Annotated in this window: 24 protein-coding genes and 1 pseudogene; 20 read left to right on the forward strand and 5 right to left on the reverse strand. The window is 60.1% G+C overall.

Annotated elements, in window-relative coordinates; genetic code table 11:
• The first annotated feature begins 244 nt into the window (after positions 1 to 244).
• The 8 genes and pseudogenes from EXR36_01635 (at position 245) to EXR36_01670 (ending at position 6,330) form a co-directional block, all read left to right on the forward strand.
• A pseudogene (locus EXR36_01635) lies at positions 245 to 634 on the forward strand (hypothetical protein).
• Between the two features lie 348 nt (positions 635 to 982).
• The gene (locus EXR36_01640) at positions 983 to 1,690 is read left to right on the forward strand and encodes a hypothetical protein (protein MSQ58373.1); all 708 of its coding nucleotides are present in this window, start codon (positions 983 to 985) and stop codon (positions 1,688 to 1,690) included.
• Positions 1,561 to 2,037, forward strand: a complete 477-nt coding sequence (locus tag EXR36_01645; protein ID MSQ58374.1) for a TRAP transporter small permease subunit — start codon at positions 1,561 to 1,563, stop codon at positions 2,035 to 2,037. The genes EXR36_01640 and EXR36_01645 overlap by 130 nt, the downstream gene beginning before the upstream one ends.
• Positions 2,037 to 2,480, forward strand: a complete 444-nt coding sequence (locus EXR36_01650; GenBank protein MSQ58375.1) for a TRAP transporter large permease subunit — start codon at positions 2,037 to 2,039, stop codon at positions 2,478 to 2,480. Before EXR36_01645 ends, EXR36_01650 begins: the two co-directional genes overlap by 1 nt.
• A complete protein-coding gene (locus EXR36_01655) occupies positions 2,302 to 3,456 on the forward strand; it encodes a TRAP transporter large permease subunit (protein ID MSQ58376.1) in 1,155 nt (384 codons plus the stop codon). Before EXR36_01650 ends, EXR36_01655 begins: the two co-directional genes overlap by 179 nt.
• An 80-nt stretch (positions 3,457 to 3,536) precedes the next feature.
• Complete coding sequence (locus EXR36_01660; protein ID MSQ58377.1) at positions 3,537 to 4,781, forward strand: MFS transporter; 1,245 nt, start codon at positions 3,537 to 3,539, stop codon at positions 4,779 to 4,781.
• A gap of 86 nt (positions 4,782 to 4,867) precedes the next feature.
• Positions 4,868 to 5,683, forward strand: a complete 816-nt coding sequence (locus EXR36_01665; protein MSQ58378.1) for a hypothetical protein — start codon at positions 4,868 to 4,870, stop codon at positions 5,681 to 5,683.
• A gap of 317 nt (positions 5,684 to 6,000) precedes the next feature.
• Positions 6,001 to 6,330, forward strand: a complete 330-nt coding sequence (locus EXR36_01670) for a hypothetical protein (GenBank protein MSQ58379.1) — start codon at positions 6,001 to 6,003, stop codon at positions 6,328 to 6,330.
• 179 nt (positions 6,331 to 6,509) lie between these two features.
• On the opposite strand, the gene EXR36_01675 is transcribed toward EXR36_01670, so the two are convergent.
• Positions 6,510 to 7,109, reverse strand: coding sequence for a molybdopterin adenylyltransferase (locus EXR36_01675; GenBank protein ID MSQ58380.1), 600 nt, complete (start codon positions 7,107 to 7,109; stop codon positions 6,510 to 6,512).
• A complete protein-coding gene (locus EXR36_01680) occupies positions 7,106 to 7,675 on the reverse strand; it encodes a DUF615 domain-containing protein (GenBank protein ID MSQ58381.1) in 570 nt (189 codons plus the stop codon). Before EXR36_01680 ends, EXR36_01675 begins: the two co-directional genes overlap by 4 nt.
• 90 nt (positions 7,676 to 7,765) lie before the next feature.
• Between EXR36_01680 and pmbA the strand changes: the two genes are divergently transcribed.
• Positions 7,766 to 9,118: a metalloprotease PmbA gene (gene pmbA, locus EXR36_01685; protein ID MSQ58382.1), complete on the forward strand. Its 1,353-nt coding sequence runs from the start codon at positions 7,766 to 7,768 to the stop codon at positions 9,116 to 9,118.
• Between the two features lie 46 nt (positions 9,119 to 9,164).
• Here pmbA and benE read toward each other — a convergent pair whose 3' ends face one another.
• The 3 genes from benE to EXR36_01700 all read right to left on the reverse strand — a co-directional run bounded on the left by benE (position 9,165) and on the right by EXR36_01700 (position 11,200).
• Positions 9,165 to 10,325 carry a benzoate transporter BenE gene (benE, locus tag EXR36_01690; protein ID MSQ58383.1) on the reverse strand — a complete coding sequence of 387 codons (1,161 nt, stop codon included), beginning with the start codon at positions 10,323 to 10,325 and terminating at the stop codon, positions 9,165 to 9,167.
• Positions 10,322 to 10,681, reverse strand: a complete 360-nt coding sequence (locus EXR36_01695) for a DUF1499 domain-containing protein (protein ID MSQ58384.1) — start codon at positions 10,679 to 10,681, stop codon at positions 10,322 to 10,324. Before EXR36_01695 ends, benE begins: the two co-directional genes overlap by 4 nt.
• 300 nt (positions 10,682 to 10,981) lie before the next feature.
• The gene (locus tag EXR36_01700) at positions 10,982 to 11,200 is read right to left on the reverse strand and encodes an SDR family NAD(P)-dependent oxidoreductase (protein ID MSQ58385.1); all 219 of its coding nucleotides are present in this window, start codon (positions 11,198 to 11,200) and stop codon (positions 10,982 to 10,984) included.
• Between the two features lie 140 nt (positions 11,201 to 11,340).
• Between EXR36_01700 and EXR36_01705 the strand changes: the two genes are divergently transcribed.
• From EXR36_01705 to EXR36_01755, 11 genes are all read left to right on the forward strand, one after another.
• Entirely contained in the window at positions 11,341 to 12,285 is a 945-nt protein-coding gene (locus EXR36_01705) for an NAD-dependent epimerase/dehydratase family protein (GenBank protein ID MSQ58386.1), read from the forward strand.
• Positions 12,266 to 12,445 carry a hypothetical protein gene (locus tag EXR36_01710; GenBank protein MSQ58387.1) on the forward strand — a complete coding sequence of 60 codons (180 nt, stop codon included), beginning with the start codon at positions 12,266 to 12,268 and terminating at the stop codon, positions 12,443 to 12,445. The genes EXR36_01705 and EXR36_01710 overlap by 20 nt, the downstream gene beginning before the upstream one ends.
• 2 nt (positions 12,446 to 12,447) lie before the next feature.
• Positions 12,448 to 13,116 carry a hypothetical protein gene (locus tag EXR36_01715; GenBank protein ID MSQ58388.1) on the forward strand — a complete coding sequence of 223 codons (669 nt, stop codon included), beginning with the start codon at positions 12,448 to 12,450 and terminating at the stop codon, positions 13,114 to 13,116.
• A 28-nt stretch (positions 13,117 to 13,144) separates the two neighbouring features.
• Positions 13,145 to 13,510 (forward strand): hypothetical protein, encoded by a 366-nt coding sequence (locus tag EXR36_01720; protein ID MSQ58389.1) that lies wholly within the window; start codon positions 13,145 to 13,147, stop codon positions 13,508 to 13,510.
• Between the two features lie 110 nt (positions 13,511 to 13,620).
• The gene (locus EXR36_01725) at positions 13,621 to 14,379 is read left to right on the forward strand and encodes a nuclease (protein MSQ58390.1); all 759 of its coding nucleotides are present in this window, start codon (positions 13,621 to 13,623) and stop codon (positions 14,377 to 14,379) included.
• The gene (locus EXR36_01730; protein ID MSQ58391.1) at positions 14,364 to 14,759 is read left to right on the forward strand and encodes a hypothetical protein; all 396 of its coding nucleotides are present in this window, start codon (positions 14,364 to 14,366) and stop codon (positions 14,757 to 14,759) included. Before EXR36_01725 ends, EXR36_01730 begins: the two co-directional genes overlap by 16 nt.
• Before the next feature lie 148 nt (positions 14,760 to 14,907).
• The gene (locus EXR36_01735) at positions 14,908 to 15,159 is read left to right on the forward strand and encodes an AbrB/MazE/SpoVT family DNA-binding domain-containing protein (GenBank protein MSQ58392.1); all 252 of its coding nucleotides are present in this window, start codon (positions 14,908 to 14,910) and stop codon (positions 15,157 to 15,159) included.
• Positions 15,156 to 15,551: a VapC toxin family PIN domain ribonuclease gene (locus EXR36_01740; protein ID MSQ58393.1), complete on the forward strand. Its 396-nt coding sequence runs from the start codon at positions 15,156 to 15,158 to the stop codon at positions 15,549 to 15,551. Before EXR36_01735 ends, EXR36_01740 begins: the two co-directional genes overlap by 4 nt.
• A gap of 91 nt (positions 15,552 to 15,642) precedes the next feature.
• Positions 15,643 to 16,584 (forward strand): LLM class flavin-dependent oxidoreductase, encoded by a 942-nt coding sequence (locus tag EXR36_01745; GenBank protein ID MSQ58394.1) that lies wholly within the window; start codon positions 15,643 to 15,645, stop codon positions 16,582 to 16,584.
• Positions 16,585 to 16,884: 300 nt separating this feature from the next.
• Positions 16,885 to 17,265, forward strand: coding sequence for a hypothetical protein (locus EXR36_01750; GenBank protein MSQ58395.1), 381 nt, complete (start codon positions 16,885 to 16,887; stop codon positions 17,263 to 17,265).
• A gap of 97 nt (positions 17,266 to 17,362) precedes the next feature.
• A complete protein-coding gene (locus EXR36_01755; protein MSQ58396.1) occupies positions 17,363 to 18,142 on the forward strand; it encodes a crotonase in 780 nt (259 codons plus the stop codon).
• Position 18,143 lies beyond the last annotated feature (1 nt).

The following is an 18,143-nucleotide window of genomic DNA, read 5'->3' on the forward strand; positions in this document are numbered from 1 at the left end:
TGATGAACCTGGTCTACAACATGGTGCGCCTGATGCAGTTGATCAAGCGTGCCGCAAAAAGCGCATTAGCCCCGCAAGGGGTCAATCCGTGTGCGGTTGGGTAAGTTGGATACAAAGCCAGTGAAGAGGCTCGCAAAACGCCTTGAAAGTCGAGAAATAACCCGGCTGAAGGTCACCTGGCCGAGAATGAAACTCATTTCGCTAACGCGGTAAGAGATCCGTCGTAGAAAAGTGATTATTAGAGGTGCCCTTAATCGCCGAAGTACCCATCATGGAAGGGCTGATGGGCCGGGCGTTGGAGTTGGACGAATCCTACGAGGCGGGCGCGATCCACCAATTTCTCGCCGGTTATGAACTCAACCGCCGCCATCGCAAGGGTGACCCCGCGCAGCTTGCGCGCGATCACTTTTTTCGCGCGGTGCAATTATCCCAAGGCAAGCACGCCGCGAGTTTTGTGATCCTCGCCGAAAGCGTCGCCGTGCGAGAACAGAATCGCGCGGAATTCGAGAAGCTCTTGGGCACGGCCATCAAGATCGATCCGAATGCCGCCCCTCAATGGCGCTTGGCGAATTTGCTCTGGCAGCAACGGGCACGATGGCTGCTCACGCGCAAAGAACAACTCTTCACGGAATAGCGAACTTACCCATGCGACTAGAGCGGGCTATCCGCCATGTGTTGTTAGCGATTACCGCCATCACTGCGGGGCTGTGCATTCCGCGGGGCTTCGCCGATGAAATGGTCAAGATACGCTTGGGCACTCTCGCACCCAAGGGATCGGCCTATCACCGGGCATTGCAGGAGATGGGGGACAAGTGGCGCCAGGCGCAAGGCTCCGCGGCGAGCTTCGTGATCTACACCGATGGCACCCAGGGGGGGCGAGGCCGACATGGTGCGACGCATGCGCGTGGGCCAGCTCAACGCGGCCCTCGTGTCCGTGGTGGGGCTCATGTAAATCGACCGTTCCGTCAGCGCCCTGCAATACATGCCCATGGTATTTCGCGAGTGGGGCGAGGTGGATTACGTGCGCGATCATCTGCGCGAGCAACTCGAACGCCGGTTGTTCGATCGCGGATTCGTCGTGTTGTTTTGGGGGGACGCCGGGTGGGTGCGTTACTTCACCAAGGAACCCATCGTTCACCCCACGGATTTCAAGCGCATGCGCATCTTCGCTTGGAACGGAGATAGCAACACCGTGGACATCATGAAGGCGATGGGCTACCAGCCCGTGCCCCTGGAGACCTCGGATATTCTTCCAGGCTTGCAGGCCGGCTTGATCAACGTCGTTCCCTCCGGCGCGTATTACGCGCTGTCGGGCCAATTCAATACGGTGGTGCGCCATATGATCGACGTGAAATGGATACCCATCGTGGGGGCGGCCGTGGTCACGCGCCGCGCCTGGGATCTGATGACCCCGTACGCTCGCGAGCAATTGCGCACCGCGGCCGTGGACGCGGGAGTCAAGATTCGCGATCGCGCCCGCGTGGAGGATTCCGAGGCCATCGACGCCATGCGCAAGCGCGGCTTGAGCATCGTGGCGGCCACGCCGGAAGTGGAGGCCGAATGGCGGCGGCTCGCCGAAGAAGCCTATCCCAGAATTCGAGGTTCCATGGTGCCCGCCGAATTGTTCGACCAGGTTCGCCAACTCGTTCGAGAATATCGCGGGCGGGCAAAGTCCGCCGCCCGCTTCTAGACCTTTCTCCCCCGCGCGCCATGCAGGTTTTGCGGCGGGTGGAGAATGTATTCCTCGCCACGGCTCTGGGCGCCATGGTGTTGTTGCCCCTCGCGGAAATACTTTCCCGCGCTGGCTTGCGAGCGGATATCCCCGGAAGCCCGGCCATATTGCAGCACCTCTCTTTGGTGGTGACCATGTTGGGCGCGACTGTCGCGGCTCGCGAAGGACGCTTGCTCGTGTTGTCCAACATCCAGCCTATTCTCACGGGCCACCCTAAAAATCTTGCGCGCTGGTTCGCGAGTTCGGTGACGGCGGCCATGGGGATCGTGCTTGCCTACTGCGCCTGGATTTTTATTAATAGCTAATGGGAAGCAGGCAAACAGTGGTTCGGTACCGTACCGGCCTGGATCGTCCAATGGGTCATGCCCGCGGGCTTTGCCGCCATCGCGTTGCGCTCGCTTTTATTTGCGCTATTGGGCTCGCGGTGTTCGCCTTGGATCTATTCCCCAGGCAAGCCATGGTGGTCCTGGGTTTGTGCATGCTGGGATTGGGCGCGATGCTGGGGGCCGCGGTGTTCGCGCTATTGGGCGGAGTAGCGGTCCTGCTCTTCTGGGGTAGCGAGCTACCCATTGCTTCCCTGGCCGTGGATCACTACCGCCTCGTGGCGAATCCCGCGTTGCCCGCCATACCGCTCTTTACCTTGGCCGGGTATTTTCTGGCTGAAGGGGGAGCGCCCGCCCGGCTCGTCCGGGTTTTCCGTGCTGCCTTTGGCGACCGCCCGGGCGGAGCCGCGGCGGTCACTGTCTGAGCCTGCGCTTTTTTTACCGCTTTTCACAGGGGCTTCTGGCGCCGCCATTTTGGCCCTAGGCGGGTTGCTGCTGCCCTTGTTGGTGGCCTCTGGCCAATCCCAACGTTCGGCTTTGGGGCTGGTCACAAGTGCTGGCTCCCTGGGCGTGTTGCTGCCTCCAAGTTTGCCGCTCATTCTTTATGCCGTGGTGGCGAAGGTGCCTCTGCGGGATTTGTTTCTATCGGCCATCGCTCCGGCCTTGCTGCTATTGAGTTTGGCGTTTCTTTGGGCGCGCTGGGCTCAAGGCGCAGTGCCGCCCGCCGCCGCGAACGTTAGGGAACCCTTGGGTCCCGCACTCAAAGCGGCGTGCTGGGAATTGCTCCTGCCTGTCGTGGCCTTCGCCGCTCTTTTCGGTGGTTGGGCCACACCAGTGGAAGAGGCGGCCGTGACCGCGTTCTACGCATTCGTGGTGGAGGTGTACGTCTACCGGGGGCTTAGCCTACGGACCGGTGTCCCACGCATAGCCGCCGAGTGTGGCCTGTTGGTGGGCGGCATACTCCTCATCCTTGGGGTGGCGCTAGGGCTCACGAATTTCCTGGCGGATGCTCAGGTGCCAGAATTACTGGTGGATTGGGTACGCGACAATCTGGAATCCAAATGGGTTTTCCTGCTGGTACTCAATGTATTCTTATTGGCCGTGGGCTGTTTCATGGATATCTTCTCGGCCATCGTCGTGGTCGTTCCCCTGATCGTGCCCCTGGGCGCCGCGTTCAATGTTGACCCCATCCACCTCTGTATCATCTTCCTCGCCAACATGGAACTCGGCTACTTGACCCCGCCGGTAGGGATGAATCTGTACTTCGCTTCCTCTCGCTTCGGGCGCCCGCTGGGGGAAGTGGCCTGGGCATCGTTCCCGTACGTGGTTGTACTTGCCCTAGGCGTTCTGGCGATCACTTATGTGCCGTGGATCTCGGCACTTTCTCGCGGTGCGTTCTAGGGAGTGTTTCCAGCATGATTCAAAATAAGCGCAGCGTCCTGGCGCGCGATGTTCGCCCCATCGAGGTGTGGGCGTGGGCCATGTACGACTTCGCCAATTCTGGATACACCACGGTGGTGATCACGGCGGTGTTCAATGCCTATTTCGTGGCCAGTGTCGCGGGTAATGCGGCGTGGGCGACCCTCGCATGGACTGCTTCGCTCTCCGTATCCTACGTGCTCATCATTTTGCTGGGACCGGCTATTGGCTCCTATTGCGACCGCCACAACGCGAAGAAAAAAGTGCTCATGTTAAGCACCGGGGGTTGCATCTTTTCAACGGCCTTGTTGGGATTGGTTGGGCCTGGGGAAGTCGCCCTCGGTGTAGGTTTGATCGTGCTGTCCAATACATTTTTTGGCCTGGGAGAAAACGTCATCGCGGGATTTTTGCCGGAGCTGGCCAAAGGCAAAGCCTTCGGGCGAATTTCGGCCTGGGGTTGGTCACTGGGATACGTGGGCGGGTTGGTGAGCTTGGGTGCCAGCCTTGCGTACATCACCTGGGCACGGGGGCAAGGCCACAATGCGGCTCAGTTCGTCCCCGCGACGATGGTCATCACGGCGATATTGTTCTGCGTGGCCAGTCTCCCGGCCTTTGTGTTCCTGCGCGAGCGCCCGTCGGAATCGGGCCCAGTGGCGCGCGGCGCACAGGGGTTGGGCCAATGGACCAAGGACGCCTCGCGATTTCCCGACCTGTCGCGATTCCTGCTGTGCATCGTGCTCTACCAAGCGGGAGTGCAGGCGGTCATCGCGCTGGCCGCCATCTATGCGCAGCAAGCGATGAAATTCGATACCCAGGACACACTGCTTCTCGTACTCGTGGTGAACGTCACCGCTAGCATCGGAGCTTTTGCCTGCGGCTACCTGCAAGACCGCATCGGTCACAAGCGTACCTTGGCGATCACGCTGGCGGGTTGGTGCGCCATGGTCGCTTTGGCATGGTTCGCCACCGCCCCAGGCTTGTTTTGGGTGGCGGCGAACGTGGCGGGGCTGTGCTTGGGTTCCAGCCAGGCGGCCGGACGCGCACTGGTGGGGTACATGAGTCCCCACAGCCGGCGTGCCGAGTTCTTTGGGTACTGGGGTTTGGCCGTTAAGCTAGCCTCCGTCATGGGGCCGCTGACCTATGGGCTCGTCACCTGGCTGACGAACAACCATCACCGGATGGCCATGTTGGCCACTGGCATATTCTTTGTTCTCGGGCTCTTGGTACTGGCAAGGATCGATATCAAGCGCGGCCGGATCGCGGCCCGGCGCGCGGAACGAACCTTGCGAAGAGCCGTTGCCACCTAACGCATTCCCAACGCTGCATATCGACATGAACCGCTGTTATATCGAGGCCCTCATCATCACCGTACGAAGGATGTCCCGTTAAGCCCATGGCGCGCGCGAATACCAACGATCCCTTTCGCTCCGTGGAAGAAGTCATATATATGCTCGACGCCGCGCGCACACAGGCGGGGATCAAGCCAACGGTACTGTATCGGTCCATCGGGGATCTGGAAGCCAAAGCCCAGCCCTGCATCGAGGCCATCACTTTGGAATATGCGCGCGAAGGAGGGCGTCTTCAACGTGCCCATGAGCGCCGCATATGGAATGCGGTGGCCGAATTCTGGCGCCATCTGGGGGCGGCCTATGAGGACTGTTTTTGGCAGTTCCAGTCAGGGGAGGGCGATTCGGACGGGTTGAAGGAGGCCATTCCGGTGATTGTCAGCCGTGCCATTCGTGCCATGGGTGCCGAACTCAAATGGACCAAGATGGCTTACGGCCCCGCGGATCCCACCCTATGGGGACGGATGGGCGCGCTTTATGTGATCGCCGAGCAAATGAAATGCTCGCGGGAACCATGCTTGATTTTCGCGCAAAGCGATGAGGAATCCAGTATTCACGACGAGTACTTGCGCGTTCTGATGTTTTCCATGGATGCCGTGGATACGTTGACGCCGCAAGAAATCGAATTGGTGCACCGGCTAAGCGCGAGTTTTGTGCACGCTTTCCTCATGCAGACTCAGCCTGGTAAAGGCTGCCACTACTACGTGGATCTGAGCGCCGCCCGCCCGCCTGGTGGACCGCCTGCTGTCCCCAGCACCCAATCCGCGTTATTACGGGCCAGGGCAAGCCGGTGCGCAGACAGAGAAACTCATAGAGCTCGTCGAATCGCGCAACGAGGTTCCGGTAGACCTGGGAATCGGTAAGGACTATGAGCCTGCCGTGGTGGCCGAAGCATTGCGCCACCTCGCGCGGCAATGGGCCTCCATCCCGCCGGCCCGCGGCGAGGAGCGGGAGGAGTCCTCACAGCGGCTGCGCATCGTGCACGACTTCGACACCGTTCTCAGGGCCGTCCTCGCCATGGGGCGAAACCCTCAAATCGAAGCCAGCATGGAAACATGGACCGTGCAAAATTCCAGCGTGCACGGCCTGGGAGCCGTATTGCCCGAAACCCCGCAAGATTGGCTGCGGGTGGGGATCCTCATAGCGGCGCGTCCGGAAGGGGGGCAGTTGGGGAGTGGGCGTGATCCGCAGGATCACCATGAACCCCAACCGCCAGCGCTATGTCGGGATACAGATGATGAGCCTGAGCACCACGCCCGTGAGGCTCTTCGCCGCGGATGCCTCGGAGGAAACCGAGAACCCCGGCGAAGTGGCGCTACTGCTGCCCAGCAACGGGGAAGACTCCGCCGGGCGCAGTGAACTCGATTTGTTATTGCGGCCTGGCAGTTTCTTTTCTCACCGGCCGGTGCGCATGGAGTTCCATCAAAAAACCTATCCGCTCATGCCCAAGCAGGCGGTGGAAGCGGGGCGCGATTTCGAAATGGTTCGCTTTCGCGTCGCGGAGCGTTAATTAGTCTCCTTCGGGTTAAATGTTGGCGGAATTGGAGAAGAAGTTGCGCAACGGTGCCCTGGTTATGGGGGATTAACAAGGGGATCGCCCCTTGTTCCTCTTGGGGGATAAACAAGGGGGTTCTCCCCTTGTTCGTAACATGATTGTTGCCGAGGCGAGTGCATGCGTTTTGGTTCCGGCTAGGCCGGCTTTGGGTTCTTGGGCCGGATCGCTGATTTCGGCCGGAACGCCTTGACCACGGCCTCCTGGGTTTCGATGTAAGGCCCGCCCAACAAGTCGATGCAGTAGGGCACCGCCGCGAAAATACCCTGGACGATAGGTTTCCCTTCCGCGTTCTTGAGGCCCTCCAGCGTCTCCCGAATGGATTTAGGCTGGCCCGGTAAATTGATGATGAGGGCCTTGCCGCGAATGACGCCCACCTGGCGCGAAAGAATCGCGGTGGCCACGAACTGCAAGCTAATCTGGCGCATCTGTTCGCCGAAACCTGGCATCACGCGATCCGCCACGGACAGCGTAGCCTCGGGCGTGACATCCCTGGGGGCAGGCCCGGTTCCACCGGTGGTTAGCACGAGATGGCAACCTTCCACATCCACCAATTCCTTGAGGGCGGCTTCAATCAACGGTTGTTCATCGGGAATCAATCGCGACGCGAGCGTCCAGGGGGAACTCAAGGCCGCGCGAAACCATGCCTCCAGGGAAGGAATGCCTTCGTCCTTGTACACGCCTTGGGAGGCGCGATCGCTTACGGATACCAATCCGATTTTTAGTAGATCGTTCATGATGACTCGCCTGAATTGCCGGGCGATATATCCGGTGACAGGGCGGGCGCGGAAACGTATTCCTTCAACACCTGGAATAACCGCCGAAACGCCCGCGGTGCCTTGGCTTCATCGCGCTCCTTGCGCGCGTTGCGAAGCAATTGCCGCAGGTGCTGAATATCGCACCCGGGGTGTTCGGCCACGAACTCCTCCAATGCCGCATCGTCCGCGATGAGCGTGTCGCGCCAGCGCTCGAGGCGGTGATGATAGGCGGTCAGCGCGGTGGATTTTCCCCGGATCTGGTCGAGGTAAGCGCGAATTTCCCCGGCGTCCACGTCTCGCATCAAGCGCCCGATGTATTGTCCTTGGCGCCGCCGCGCCTCATGCTTGGTGATGCGCTTGGCTTGCAGCACGGCATCCAGCAAGATCTCCGGCAGCGCGATTTTTCCCAGTTGTTCCCGGGAAAGACTCACCAGTTCCTCCCCCATGGCTTGAAGATCCAGCATGTTTTTTTTGCGCCGGGTCTTGCTTGGTGGTGTAACGCCCGTGTCCGCGGGATCCGGTACGTGTTGTTGCGCGTGTATCATAGCTTGGCCTCGATGCTCCCATCTTGTTGCCGCTGGATTCCTACTAGTAATTTCCGAATCGTTTCCTCTCCATTCTCTTGCCCGATATCAATGGATGATCTTGCACGCCGTTCTTCCTTCAGTTTTTCCCGCGATACGCTCTCGCAAATTGCCCGGGATGTCCTAGCGCACGCCAGGAGCGCGGGCGGCAGCGCCTGCGAAGTGGAAGTCAGCGAAGGCTTTGGCCAGACCGTCGCGGTTCGCCAGGGCGAAGTCGAGAACATTGAATATAACAAGGATAAGGGCGTGGGCGTGACGGTCTATTTGGGCCAGCAACGCGGTAGCTCCAGCACCTCGGATTTTTCTCCGCGTGCCCTGCGCGAAACCGTGGACAAGGCTTTATCCATCGCTCGCTTTACCGCCATCGACGATTGCGCCGGATTGGCCGACCGCGAGGGCTTGGCGACGGAGTTTCCCGATCTGGATCTTTTTCACCCTTGGGCGCTGTCCGTGGAAGACGCCATCGAAATGGCCAAGGTGTGCGAAGCGGCCGCCTTGGTGGTGGATCCGCGAGTGAAGAATTCGGAGGGTGCCTCGGTGTCCACGCAGCAATCCCATTTCATTTACGCCAACTCCAACGATTTTCTAGGAGGCTACCCGTCTTCGCGGCAATCGGTTTCGTGCTCCGTCATCGCCAGCGAAAACGGGCAGATGCAGCGCGACGACTGGTACAGCATGGCGCGCAGCCAAGCCGACATCGAGAAACCCGAGGAGGTGGGCCGGCGCGCGGGAACGCGTTGCGTGCGGCGCTTGGGCGGTAGGCAGATGGGCACGACGGAAGTCCCGGTGGTGTTAGAAGCCCCTATCGCTTCGTCTCTTTTGGGCCATTTCGCGGGTGCGGCCAGCGGCGGCAGCCTTTACAGAAAATCTTCTTTCTTACTGGATTGCCTGGGGCGCGAAATATTCGCGCGCAACGTGCAAGTGCACGACGTGCCGGATCTCAAAAGAGGCTTTGGCAGCAGCGCGTTCGACGATGAAGGGGTGCGGACCCAGCGCCGGCATATCGTGAAGAACGGCGTGCTGGAAGGTTACTTCCTGGGCAGCTACTCCGCGTGCAAGCTCGGCATGAAAACCACCGGCAATGCCGGTGGCAGCCATAATTTGATCATGGATAGCACGGGCGAGGATTTCGCCACGTTGCTGAAGAAACTGGGCCGTGGGTTGCTGGTTACCGAGCTCCTGGGCATGGGCGTGAACCAACTCACCGGGGACTACTCGCGCGGTGCCGCCGGGTTTTGGGTGGAAGGCGGCGAGATCGCCTATCCCGTGGAAGAAATCACCATCGCCAGCACCTTGCAGGAGATCTTCAAGGGGATCGTTGCCATCGGCAACGACGTACTGGTTCGCGGTGCGCGCCAATGCGGGTCCATTCTCATCGATCGCATGACCGTGGGCGGCCAGTAGCTTGGGCGTAGGTTGGGCTGGGCAATGCGAAGCCCAACTATTTTCTCTACACCCTCCCGCGCCAGCTTGCCACGCCGAGCGCCAGGGCACCCGCCAGCAATCCCCAAAACGCCGAACTGATTCCAAGGAGCGAGGCACCCGAAGCCGTCACCAGGAAGGTGATGAGCGCCGGTTCGCGCTGCTTGTCCTCCTTCATGGCGGTGGCAAGCCCGCTGGCGATGGTGCCGATCAGTGCGAGCCCCGCGATGGCCGCGATTAATTCCTTGGGAAAGGCGGCGAAAACAGAAGCTACTGCCGCCCCAAGCGCGCCCACCACGAGATAGAACACTCCGGCGGCCACCGCGGCGGTGTAACGCTGTTTGGGGTCTTCGTGCGCCTCCTTACCCATGCAGAGGGCGGCGGTGATGGCGGCCAAGTTCAACGCGAAGCAGCCAAAGGGTGCCAGCACCAAGGTCGTAATGCCCGTCCACGTGATCAATGGCGACACGGGGGTGTCGTACCCAGCGGCCCGTATCACGGCGTAGCCGGTGACGTTCTGAGAAGCCATCGTCACTACGAACAAAGGAATCCCAACTCCAATCATCGCCCGCCAGGAAAAGGCCGGAGCGGTGAAAACCGGTGTTGCCAATACCAATTGCAGTTTTTCGAATCGTAGCAAGCCTTGTACACTGGCGAGCAACGCACCTAGCAACAGCACCATCAATACGGCGTATCTCGGCCACCAACGCTTGCAGACCAGATAAGACGCGAACATCGCGAGCACCAAGACCAGCTGCGACTTCATGGCCACGAACACTTCCATGCCGAAGCGCACGAGCACCCCGGCGAGCAACGCCGACGCGATGGACAGGGGAATGCGGTCCATGATGCGCTCGAACCATCCTGTCATGCCGCTAAGGGTGATGAGCAAGCCGCAAAACATGAAGGCACCAATGGCCTCGGACATGGGAATTCCCACGAGGCTGGTCGCGAGCAAGGCCGCGCCGGGCGTGGACCAAGCCGTCACCACGGGTTTTCGGTAGCGTAGGGATAAGCCAATGCAAGTGAGCCCCATCCCAAGACCCAAGGAGCCGATCCAGGAACTCACTTGCTGCACGTTAGCTCCCGCCGCCGCGGCAGCCTGATACACCAGCGCGGCGGAACTCGAGAAGCCTACCAAGACCGTGATGAATCCGGCGGCAATACTGGCCGGGGAGATGATCCTCACGCCGAACTGGACCGGAAGGCGGCGGCGATTTTTCCCATGCGCGCACGGTTCACGCCGAAGTCCGAGTATCCCGTGCGTGCGCCGCTGCGAAAATGGATCAGCCGGGCAGCGTCATCGAAGGAGAACTCCGCATCGTCGGTGAAGCGAAAGACCAGGGAGCGAAATTCAACGCGCAGGTACCCGGTTTCGCGCTGGACGATGGTGATGCGAGGAAGCCCGCGCAAAATGGTTTCCAAGCGCCTCTGCGACTGGGCGAGCTCTCCTGTAAAGGGAATGGGCGCCATGCGATGGGATTCCTTCGCCGCGCTGGTACAAACGCAATTGGGTGAGGGCGGGCACGGACGCGGAGATTTCATGCGAGGTCAGCCAACATTCGCTGGCTCGATCCAATTATGCAGCGCGATCCCGCCGTCCACCACCACGGTGGTGCCCGTCACGTAGGATGAAAAACGATCGGCCAGAAGGGCCAGCGCCATGCCGGCGATCTCGCGCTACAGGGTGAAGCCCGCGTGGAGATTGACCTCCAGCATCTCTTGCCATGTGGCGTCTTCCACGGCGAGAATATGATCGATCTCCTTGCGGCGCGGGCTGGCGCTGTGGACAAACACCGAAGGCGCACTACCAGAAGCTCGCATTCGCTCGATCAACTCCAACGCTTAGCCTGGTGAACCAAGGTTCGCGCATAGGAATTGGACGTCGCGTCCCTCTTTCAGAAGGAGCCCCGTGATTTCCTCACCACGGCGAACATCGGAGTCGCTCAAGAGGACTCGGGCACCCTCTTGGGCCAGGGTCATGGCGATGGCCCTGCCGATACCGGAGGCAGCACCGGTTACCAGAGCCGTATCGCCAGCGAGTAATCTCGTATTGGAGGTCATGGTTTGGAGTGCTTGCCCGGCATTGAAGATGCTCCAGAAAATGCGAGGGAGGCAGTGTACCGGGTAATCTTTAGTTCTGGTTTTCGGATGGCGGGAGTAAGCTAACGTCCCCGCATTGAAAGACAATCCAGAATCGCAACATGAAAATTCTCGTAACCGGTGGCGGTGGCTTTGTAGGCGGCGCGATCGTGCGAGCGTTGCTTGCTCGTGGCGACAACGTCATCGCTTTCGACACCCATTTCTCGCGGCACTCGGCCGCGAGCGAAGAACTCCTCCGCGTGCCTGTCGACATCACGGACATGGCGGCCGTGGCCCAAGCCATGGTGCGGCACAAGATTGATGCGGTGATCCATGCCGCGGCCGTCGTGGGTGTGCTCACATCTATCGGCAGCCCGCTGAACGTCGTGCGAGTGAACATCGAAGGGTCCCTCAACGTCTTCGAGGCCATGCGCCTGGCTGGCGTGAAGCGCTGCGTGCATATCAGCTCCGAGGAAACCTACGGCGCCTTCCAGGCGGACAAGATCGATGAGAACCATCCGCAAAATCCCGTATACCCCTACGGCATTTCCAAGCTTACCGTGGAACATTTGGGACGCACCTACGGCGAGGTTCATGGAATCGAAGTGCTCAACGTTAGCACCTGCTCCGTCTACGGCGTGGGGTTGCCGCGCGCGCGCATACCGAAGAACATCGTTGAAGCGGCCCTGGCCGGGCGTAAGCTGCATGTTCCCAGTGGCGCGGAAACGGCCATCGACCATACCTATATCGGCGATACGGTGAGCAGTACAGTGGCCATCCTGGACCATCCGGGCCATCGCTTCGATGCCTACAATATCGCCAGCGGGCGTAGCGTGACCCTGGGCGAAATCGCCGCCATCGTTCGCGAGTCGATTCCCGGGGCGGAACTGACCATAGGGCCTGGGCCGGCACGTCACGGCGATCAAGTGGAAATGGTTCGCAAGGGGGCTTTGGATGTGTCGCGCGCTGAAGCGGAGTTTGGCTGGCGGCCCCAATACGATATTCGCTCGGGGCTCGCGGCGTACATCGGCGCATTGAGGAGAATAAGTGCCCAAGAAGGAAGCTAGCGCAAAGGCTGTCGTCCGGCCCGCGGCCGCGGTGATGTGGGAGGAGCCGCCCGAGCATTACGGCGGTGCCTACTCCATTTACAACACGGGGATGACGGATTTGCCCTTTATCGTGGTGACGTCTCCGCCCGATCATGAACCCAAGCAACGAAAGGAATAGACATGGAAGCAGACCACGCGGCACATATGCGAGAGATCGGTGCCAGCACCCGAAAAAGCGCACGAACCATGGCAGACGAACCGGCGATGCCCGCGCGGCCCACGCTGGCGGACATTCTCACTAAGCGCCTGCACAAACCGCGCTTCGGCTTGCCTTTCGCCGCCGCCCACCACGGCGCTCAATGCGCCGCGCTTGCATTGAAGGCGGGCGTGGATGAGGAAACCGTAATTGCCTGTCTGCTGCACGATATCTCCATGGGGCTCAACCGCTCCGATCATGGCTGGTGGGGCGCACAGTTGATCGAGCCCTACGTATCCGAAAAGATATCCTGGGGCGTGCGCTATCACCAGGCGCTGCGCTTCTATCCCGACGAAGCGGCCGGTTACCAATACCCGCAGATGTATGTCACCATGTTCGGCGAAAACTACAAGCCTCCCGAGTACATCGAAGCGGCCTACAAATTCGCGCGCAATCACAAGCTATACATGGCGGCGCGCCATATAACCGTGTACGACGACTACAGCTTCGATCCCGGCGTGCCTTTCACCATCGAGCCCTTCATGGACATCATCGGGCGCCACTTCCGCCAACCCAAGGAAGGCTTGGGCAATGACGGCAGCCCGACGGCTCACATGTGGCGTACGATGATCGACCCCACCAAGCCGCTGTGACCTCGGTTCCGGTCGCGAACGAACGCCGGTGAAAACCTCTGCGTTGTTCTGGGGCCTGCTGGCAATGAATACGGTTGCCCTCGCTCTGGAGCCGAAGGAATGCCTCAAGTTCGAGGTGATTGCCAACGGTGATGCCACGTTCACCAATATCTGCAGCGACGTGCTCAACATGCAATATTGCGTGGACAGCGCGGCCAGCACCAAATCCTGCGCGCGTGCCAGCATCCCGGTAGTCACATTCCATCACGGCGTGAGCGATCGGATTCCATCTTATGCGAACCACGGTAAGCCGCCAGTCCATTCCGCCATTTGCGTCTACCCGGAAGCCCCGGTGGGATGGAAGCCGGAAAAGGATAGTGTTTACACCTGCAAGAAGACTTGTGTGATGTGCTGACAGAGGGCCAGAGTGCGCCGTAAAGCATCCAAAACCACGATTCAGGCGGTGCCCTTCGACCTCGGAATAGATGGATTCGAGCGGTTCGTTCCTGTGAATTGGTGCCGCCAATGACCAGCGAAATTCTGCACATCGTAGCCGATGACCGGGAAGCGAACAGCGGGGTGATAGATGCCTTGAAGCGTCATCCGCAGTGCAGCGTGCGGATCGCGCGCATGCGGCTGGGGGATTATCAGGTGAGCGGCCGCCTGCTGTTCGAGCGAAAGACATTACGTGACTTGGTCGAATCCATTATCGACGGCCGGTTTCTCAATCAAGCGCGCAGGCTCTCAGCCAATCCCCTAAGACCCGTCATTCTTCTTGAAGGCACTGCGCGCGACATAGCAGGTTGCGGGATGACCAGAGAGGCAATCCATGGCGCGCTGGTTTCGGCCGCCATTGTGTTCGGTATTCCATTGCTGCGTTCGCGGGATCCTGAAGAATCCGCGATGTTGATGCTGTTCGCGGCACGACAGACTCAGGAGGGGATTGCTGGCGCGTTGCCGCGCCCGGGATTCCGTCCAAAGTCGAAGCGAGGACTTCAACTGCATATCCTGCAAAGCCTGCCAAGCATAGGCCCCGTGCGCGCAAGACGATTGATCGACAGATTTGAAACGATCGAGTCCGTAGTCTCGGCAATGCCTGAGGAGCTGGCGAATGTGGAAGGGATAGGACCTATCCTCGCCCGCAAGATTCGCTGGTCGGTGTGCGAGCCTACGGCGAAATACCTCGTCTTCGCGTCTGATCGCGCAGGACGATGCGGGAACAGTGCGAATGCTGGAAGAACGCCGGGCGGTAGCTTGATTTTTTCCATGTGTGGGACCATCTGAGCGCGGCGGCCAAGGTCATCATTACTGAGGCAAAGGCGCAAAAAGCGTGGATGGAGGAGCAAAAAAACCAGCTCAAAACACAGCGTGCTGAGCAGGTCCTGCAAACCCTAGGGCCGTACATAGAAGCACCAGAGATCGATGACAGCAATGCCCCTGTGAGACAGTGCCAGCGCTATCTCATCCACCGGCGCGAACAACTCGGCTACCAGGGCGCGCTAGAGCGTGATTTACCGATTGGATCGGGAGAAATCGAAAGCGCGCACCGCTACATAGTACAACAACGCCTAAAATGCCCAGGCGCTTGGTGGAAAGCCGCCAACGCCGACCATATGTTGGCCTTGCGGATCAATCGCGCAAACCACAAGTGGAATGAGTATTGAGCGCAGGACTTGAAGCAAGCCCATAGTCAACGTCCCAACAACACATCAGTTTGAATCGCACCCGTTTCCGCGGCAGAAACGGCAAAATTGCCAGTAAGGAGGCTGACCATTACAATTTCCAGTGTGATGTGACCAAGAGCACGATGCCATGACGAAATTGACCGTTACTGCCAAGGGACAAGTGACATTCAGAAAAGAAGTGCTGCAACACCTGGGCATCAGACCGGGCGACAAGATCGAGCTCGACCTACTGCCAGACGGCCGGGGGCTGCTCAAGGCGGCACGGCCCGCGGGAACGATCAAGGGCTTCGTGGGTTTGCTGGCCGGCCGGACCAAGAAAGCCGCCACGATCGAGGAAATCAACGAGGCCACGGCTCAAGGGTGTGCCGGCAAAAAATGAAGGTTGCCGTCGATACCAACGTGCTGGTGCGCGCGGCCGTGCGAGACGATCCGGCGCAAGCGCGTGTTGCGTCCAAAGTGTTGACCGGTGCCGAATTGATCGCCATCGCGTTGCCGTGCCTGTGTGAGTTTGTGTGGGTGCTGCGCAGGGTTTACGGCTTCCCGCCCGCCGATGCGGTCACGGCGATCCGCGCGCTGCTCGCCAGCGCAAACGTGGAAATGAATAGGCCAGCCGTTGAGGCGGGTTTGTCCGTGCTTGAGGCCGGTGGAGATTTCGCCGATGGCGCGATTGCCTACGAGGGGAACTGGTTAGATGGCGAAACGTTCGTGTCCTTCGACAAGCGGGCAGTTGTGCTTCTCAAGGCACAAGGCCAATCCGCGCGTCTTTTGTGATGTCGCAATCAAGTGCTCATGTTTCGCGAGATTCAAGAGTTGGAGGGTGTATGGTGTATGAATTGGCGTTTAGACCAAGAAAGGAGTGCCCATGGCTTTGAATTCTGTAGGCATCGCAATCCACAAACCCACCACCACGGCTATGCTTAAGAGCTTGCAGGAGGCCGAGGCCGCCAACGTGCCCACCGTATGGCTGACCACCGGCGCGGGCCCCGATGGGTTGACGGTGTTCGCGGCCGCCGCCGCGACTACGCAGCGCGTGCGTATGGGCACGGCCATCGTGCCGACCTTTCCCCGGCATCCGTTGGTGGTGGCGCAGCAAACGGCGGACATCGCGCAGATGGCGCCGGGGCGGTTCGTGCTCGGGTTGGGGCCCAGCCACGCGGCGGTCATGCAAGGCCGTTACGGAATTGCCTACGAGAAACCCTTGGGCCATTTGCGCGAGTTCGCCGCCGTGGTGAAGGCGCTTCTGACGGGGCAGCAGACGGATTACGAAGGCCAGCACTTCAAGGTGCACGCCAAATTGAACTACGGCGCGCAGGTTCCTGTAATGATCTCCGCGCTGCGAGCGAAATCCTTCGAGTTGGCGGGCGAGATCTCCGAAGGCGCCATAAGCTGGTTGTGTCCGGCGCCTTATCTGCACGATGCCGCTATGCCGGCCCTGAAACGCGGCGCCGAAATCGCGGGGCGTAAACGGCCTTCGCTCGTTGCGCACGCTTTCTTGGCTCTTACCACGGACCTAGCCGAGGTTCAGCAAGGCGTGAGTGAATTCCTGCCCCACTATCCGCGGTTGACCGCCTACCAGGAGATGTTCGCCGCCGCCGGTTATCCCGAAGCGCGCCAGGGCACCTGGTCCCAAGCCATGGTGGACGCCGTGGTACTGCACGGCAATGAAGACCAGTGCCGGAGGAAGTTGGAGTCCTTCATGCAAACGTCCGGTTGCGACGAAATCATTCTGTCCATCATGTTCGTGGGCGCGGACCGGCAAAAGGCCATGAGCCAAGCGCTGTCCTGGGTGGGAAAGCTGGCATAGGCAACCCGCCCGTGGCACGCCGCGCACAGCCAGGTAACTGGCAAGAATGACAGGCTGAATCGCGGCATCTACCGCTAGCGTGTCTCAGCTACCCGGCCAGGAATACACGCTGGACAAAGTCGCCAACCTCAGCCTTGGCGCCGACTTTGATCTGGCGGTCATGGCGTTCGGGGCGCTTGGACCGGATGCTTGCCGGGATTTCTATCTCCAGGTACATAATGCGCCGTAGTGGGCGCCACCAAGCCGTTCGGCGAGCGCGGCCAGCAAGTGCGAACAGACTAAAACAACGAAGGAGAAGCGATGACTTTTGCGAATTGGTGTATCGCCCTGGCAGTGCTGCTACCCATTGGTTGGAGCATGTTGAGTAAAGCCCAGCCTAGCTACAACAACCGCCAACCGCGGGCCTACGAGGAAGCTCTGACGGGTTGGCGCCAGCGTGCCCATTGGGCGCATTTGAATTCCATCGAATCCTTCGCGCCTTTCGCCGCCGCCGTCCTCGTGGCGCAGCAGGCGGAGGGCGTGCAGGGGATGATCGATCTGCTGGCGGGGATCTTCATTGCCTTTCGTCTGCTCTACGGCGCTTGTTATCTCGCGGACCTGGGCGCGCTGCGTACGCTGGTTTATAGCCTCGGATTGGGTTGCGTTCTGGGATTGTTCGTTGTTGCCGCCGGCTGGTTCTAGGCGAAGTGCCCGAGCGTGGGCTTCCTACCTCGTGTGATTGCCTAAAGGCCCGGGCAAGCGGCTAAACTCTGGCTCCAAAACACCAGGACTTCACACCATGACATACGAAGAAATTCTCTACGAAGAAGACGGCCCCATCGGGACCATCACGCTCAACCGACCCGGCGACGGCAACATGTTCACCGCCAAGATGTGTCACGAAGTTCGCGATTGCATCAACGCTATTCGGCGCGAGACGCGCACCCGCGTCATTGTCCTGACCGGCGCGGGAGAGAAGTTCTTTTGCATCGGCGGGCGCAAGCAAGGCATGGAGGGCACGCTGCTCTACGCCGGTGTGCTGCCCGCCATGGACATGTACGAGAGCATCGACCGTTTGCAAAAGCCCGTCATCGCCTCGGTGAACGGCTTCGCCGTGGGCGGGGGCAACGTGCTGCAGATGATGTGCGACCTCACCATCGCCAAGGAAAGCGCCGTGTTCCGCCAGGTGGGCACCATGATGGGGAGTTTCGACGCGGGCTACGGCACTTGGTATCTGGAAGATTTGGTCGGAAAGAAGCGCGCGAAGGATATTTGGTACCGCAATCCGCGCATCTCGTTCAAGGAAGCGCTGGACATGGGTCTCATCAACAAGGTGGTTCCCGATGCTGAGTTGAAAACGGCGACCCGCGCCTATGCATTGGAGGTCGCCGATCGCGGCGCTTTTGCCTTGGCGAGTATCAAGGCGGCTTTCAATGCCCGCCACGGCGGGGTGAACGGACTCGCGCGCATGGCCCATGATCTGTTGCTTCGCGGGTACTTGGAAACCGACGAATCCCACGAGTTGGCTGCCTCTTTCGCCGAGAAACGAAAACCCGATCCGGATAAGTTCGGGCACTAAA

Source organism: Betaproteobacteria bacterium, assembly GCA_009693245.1.
Lineage (GTDB): Bacteria > Pseudomonadota > Gammaproteobacteria > Burkholderiales > SHXO01 > SHXO01.

Excerpts from the sequence above, each read along its gene's own strand:
- EXR36_01640 (MSQ58373.1), top strand. The coding sequence starts at position 983 with ATGCCCATGGTATTTCGCGAGTGGGGCGAGGTGGATTACGTGCGCGAT.
- EXR36_01645 (MSQ58374.1), top strand. The coding sequence starts at position 1,561 with ATGGCGGCGGCTCGCCGAAGAAGCCTATCCCAGAATTCGAGGTTCCAT.
- EXR36_01650 (MSQ58375.1), top strand. The coding sequence starts at position 2,037 with ATGGGAAGCAGGCAAACAGTGGTTCGGTACCGTACCGGCCTGGATCGT.
- EXR36_01660 (MSQ58377.1), top strand. The coding sequence starts at position 3,537 with ATGTACGACTTCGCCAATTCTGGATACACCACGGTGGTGATCACGGCG.
- EXR36_01665 (MSQ58378.1), top strand. The coding sequence starts at position 4,868 with ATGGCGCGCGCGAATACCAACGATCCCTTTCGCTCCGTGGAAGAAGTC.
- EXR36_01675 (MSQ58380.1), bottom strand. The coding sequence starts at position 7,109 with ATGAACGATCTACTAAAAATCGGATTGGTATCCGTAAGCGATCGCGCC.
- EXR36_01680 (MSQ58381.1), bottom strand. The coding sequence starts at position 7,675 with ATGATACACGCGCAACAACACGTACCGGATCCCGCGGACACGGGCGTT.
- pmbA (MSQ58382.1), top strand. The coding sequence starts at position 7,766 with ATGGATGATCTTGCACGCCGTTCTTCCTTCAGTTTTTCCCGCGATACG.
- EXR36_01695 (MSQ58384.1), bottom strand. The coding sequence starts at position 10,681 with ATGAAATCTCCGCGTCCGTGCCCGCCCTCACCCAATTGCGTTTGTACC.
- EXR36_01700 (MSQ58385.1), bottom strand. The coding sequence starts at position 11,200 with ATGACCTCCAATACGAGATTACTCGCTGGCGATACGGCTCTGGTAACC.
- EXR36_01705 (MSQ58386.1), top strand. The coding sequence starts at position 11,341 with ATGAAAATTCTCGTAACCGGTGGCGGTGGCTTTGTAGGCGGCGCGATC.
- EXR36_01715 (MSQ58388.1), top strand. The coding sequence starts at position 12,448 with ATGGAAGCAGACCACGCGGCACATATGCGAGAGATCGGTGCCAGCACC.
- EXR36_01725 (MSQ58390.1), top strand. The coding sequence starts at position 13,621 with ATGACCAGCGAAATTCTGCACATCGTAGCCGATGACCGGGAAGCGAAC.
- EXR36_01735 (MSQ58392.1), top strand. The coding sequence starts at position 14,908 with ATGACGAAATTGACCGTTACTGCCAAGGGACAAGTGACATTCAGAAAA.
- EXR36_01740 (MSQ58393.1), top strand. The coding sequence starts at position 15,156 with ATGAAGGTTGCCGTCGATACCAACGTGCTGGTGCGCGCGGCCGTGCGA.
- EXR36_01745 (MSQ58394.1), top strand. The coding sequence starts at position 15,643 with ATGGCTTTGAATTCTGTAGGCATCGCAATCCACAAACCCACCACCACG.
- EXR36_01750 (MSQ58395.1), top strand. The coding sequence starts at position 16,885 with ATGACTTTTGCGAATTGGTGTATCGCCCTGGCAGTGCTGCTACCCATT.
- EXR36_01755 (MSQ58396.1), top strand. The coding sequence starts at position 17,363 with ATGACATACGAAGAAATTCTCTACGAAGAAGACGGCCCCATCGGGACC.